Raw genomic sequence first — 2919 nt, forward strand, 5'->3', positions numbered from 1 at the left:
GACGGTGAGGCGCATAGCGAGCCGTGGGCAGATGCGCTGCCGGCGACGTTGCGTGCGCCACGGCATCCTGCAGCTGCGACACGGTCGCGGCGAAGCGCGGCACGAGCTGCGGGCTGCTCATCAGAATCGCGACCCGTTTTCAAGCTGCGTAGTCCAGCGCACGGGCCGCAGAAATCTGCGGCAGGCGGGATTTCGAAGCCGAAGATTCGTCCACCGCCTCGGGCACCATCAGCTCGTCGGGTCCATGGGACGTGTCGGCGCCTGCGGTGACAACGCCGCGATGGAATCCTTCTTCGCGCTCCTGCAGAAGAACGTCCTCAACCAACGCCGATGGGACACCCGCGAACAGCTACGGATCGCGATCGTCACCTGGATCGAGAGGACCTACCACCGCCGACGACGACAGGACCGCCTCGGCCGATTGACGCCCATCGAATACGAGACTACAATGACCACACCAGCCGATCAGGCTGCGTGACTACCGACTGTCACCTATCCGTGCAGCAGTCCCGCCAGAAGGAACGGCCCCGCAACCGGCGCGCAGGCTCTGACAGGCTCCCCTCCAGGCGCCTCCCGCGGCCTCGCCCAAAACCCGAACAACGCCTCATCCCTACAAAACACTCGACCTACCAAGGAGTCATTCGATGTTGATGAACGCAGCCAGTTATGACCGCATCGGTGCGGCACGAGAGGTGCTGACCGTGCACAAGTTGGAGGTCCCAGAGCCTGGGCCCGGCGAGGTCCGAGTGAAGATCGCCCTGTCGGCGATCAATCCCAGTGATGTGAAGGCTCGGAGCGGCTTCACTCCCCGCCCCATCGACGGTTTCCAGGTCCCACACATGGATGGTGCAGGCCAAATCGACGCCGTTGGCGTCGGGGTCGATCCGGAGCGGCTCGGCCAACGCGTCTGGCTCTGGCTAACGGCATATCGAAACCGCTGGGGCACTGCTGCGGAATACTGCGTCGTAAAGGCCGACCAAGCGGTTCCTCTGCCCGACCAGGCTTCAGACGAACTCGGCGCCTGCTTGGGCATTCCGGCGATCACGGCCCATCTGTGCTTGTTCCCGGACGGACCAGTCAACGGTCTGGACGTTTTGGTGGCCGGCGGCGCGGGGGCTGTAGGACACTACGGCATCGAACTCGCCAAGTGGGCCGGAGCGCGTGTTGTCACGACTGTGAGCAACGACGAGAAGGCCGAACTCGCTCGACAAGCGGGGGCGGACCTCGTGGTGAACTACCGGGAAGCCGACGTCGTCGATCGCATCAAGGGCTTCAGTCGAGGCATCGACCGCGTCGTCGAAGTGGCGCTGCTGGACAACTGGGATATGGACTTCGCAGTTGTCAAAGCCGGGGCACACATCGTTTCGTACACAAACGATGGCCGCAAATTGACCGTAGACCTGCGCCAATGCCTGACCACCTGCATATCCCTCCGCTTCCTCCTCCTCTACACCGAGCCTCGCCAAGAGATGATCGAGGCCGCTCGCAACCTCACTGCTGCCATGGCAGGCGGCGCTCTGACCCCCCTACCGGTAAACGTTTTTGCTCTCGACCAGATTGCAGAGGCGCATGAGGCTGTCGAGGCCAACGTGCTGGGCAAGGTTCTCATCGACATGCGCGACTAGGGCGTGTCTGCTGGGTAGCCCGGCCCAACCCGCCTGATGGCGGGCCTGATCGTGGGCCTGATCGTGGGCCTGATGGCGGTCAAGGCAATTCAGACTGCCCTGTAGCCGGCTGCCACCGGACAAGGCAGACCGGTGGCGCAGGGCCGCCGCCAGGTCGGAAAAGCGCGTCCGCCGCGGGATCAGGGCATGCGCCGGCTTTTATGTCGTCAAGCGGATCAGGCGATTTTAGGCTGACCGTCCGAGGCGGTTGCTCCACCGTCTACGGGAAGATTGACCCCATTGACAAAACTGGCATCTTCGCTGGCGAGGAATGCCATGACCGCAGCGACCTCTTCCGGCTCTGCAGCCCGACCCAGCGCGATACGTTCATTGAATTTCTGGTTGACCTCTTCCGGGAAGTCAGCGGTCATGTTGGTCTTTACCAGGCTTGGGCACACGGCATTGACTCGCACGCCGTCTCCGCCATGGTCGAGCGCCATGGCACGTGTCAAATTGGATACGGCACCTTTTGCGGCGCAGTAATATGCGGCTCCCCAGTCGCCACCGAGACCCGATACAGAAGCTGTGTTCACGATACAGCCTTTGCTCTTCAGTAGGTGTGGAAGAGCGAATTTTGAACAGTACACAACACCATCTATATCGATGGCGGAGATCCGTTCCCACTCGTCCAGGCCGGAGTCGAGGACGCTGCCGGCCGCATGCACGCCGGCATTGTTGATCAGTACATCGATTCTACCGAACTGTTCTACGACGTGGTTGAACATCGCTTTGACCGATGTCACGTCAGAGACATCAACACCGATGACCAGTGTCCGCTTCTCCGGCAGGGAGGAAGCCACTTTTTCGGCGGCCGTCTTGTCCCAGTCGGCCAGGACGACGATCGCCCCTTCCGATGCAAAGCGACGTGCTGCGGCAGCGCCAATCCCGCTACCGGCACCAGTAATGACGACAACCTTGTTTTCGAACCTCATAAAGCTTTGCATCCCAACCTCCCCTTGCAGACCCTGCTCTGATGTCATGGTCTGATAGCCAATGTTCATTAAAAAGGGAGGCAAGTCCCGGGTCTCATGGCAAAGGTCTCATGGCAAAGGACCCGGGGCTTGCCTCCATGGCGACTCCCTGAATTATCTTCCTGGAGTTTTCATGCTCGTTGAGCATATCAAGTCCTCCCCCCAACTGTCAAGCTGGAGGGTATAGGAAGTTCAACCGCCCTTTTTGGCGAGTCTGGCGGGTAGGAAGCGGCCACGCAAGCGCCGCTTTGGGCACAGATCGGGCACAGATCGGGGGTTCATGC

The 2919-nt window shown here is 61.2% G+C and carries 3 protein-coding genes; 2 read left to right on the forward strand and 1 reads right to left on the reverse strand.

Going from position 1 to position 2919, the window contains the following annotated elements:
* Both PYV55_RS16070 and PYV55_RS16075 read left to right on the forward strand, forming a co-directional pair.
* Window positions 1-478, forward strand: a 478-nt coding sequence (locus tag PYV55_RS16070; RefSeq protein WP_275853246.1) for an integrase core domain-containing protein, incomplete at its 5' end; no start/stop codon positions are given.
* A gap of 166 nt (window positions 479-644) precedes the next feature.
* Window positions 645-1625: an NADPH:quinone reductase gene (locus tag PYV55_RS16075; RefSeq protein WP_275853248.1), complete on the forward strand. Its 981-nt coding sequence runs from the start codon at window positions 645-647 to the stop codon at window positions 1623-1625.
* 215 nt (window positions 1626-1840) lie between these two features.
* On the opposite strand, the gene budC is transcribed toward PYV55_RS16075, so the two are convergent.
* A complete protein-coding gene (gene budC / locus PYV55_RS16080; RefSeq protein ID WP_275853251.1) occupies window positions 1841-2608 on the reverse strand; it encodes a meso-2,3-butanediol dehydrogenase in 768 nt (255 codons plus the stop codon).
* Window positions 2609-2919: the final 311 nt, after the last annotated feature.

Source organism: Extensimonas soli (assembly GCF_029211265.1).
GTDB lineage: Bacteria > Pseudomonadota > Gammaproteobacteria > Burkholderiales > Burkholderiaceae_C > Extensimonas > Extensimonas soli.

Bases quoted from the DNA above. Each gene is read 5' to 3' on its own strand.
- budC (WP_275853251.1), bottom strand. From the start codon at position 2,608: ATGCAAAGCTTTATGAGGTTCGAAAACAAGGTTGTCGTCATTACTGGT.
- PYV55_RS16075 (WP_275853248.1), top strand. From the start codon at position 645: ATGTTGATGAACGCAGCCAGTTATGACCGCATCGGTGCGGCACGAGAG.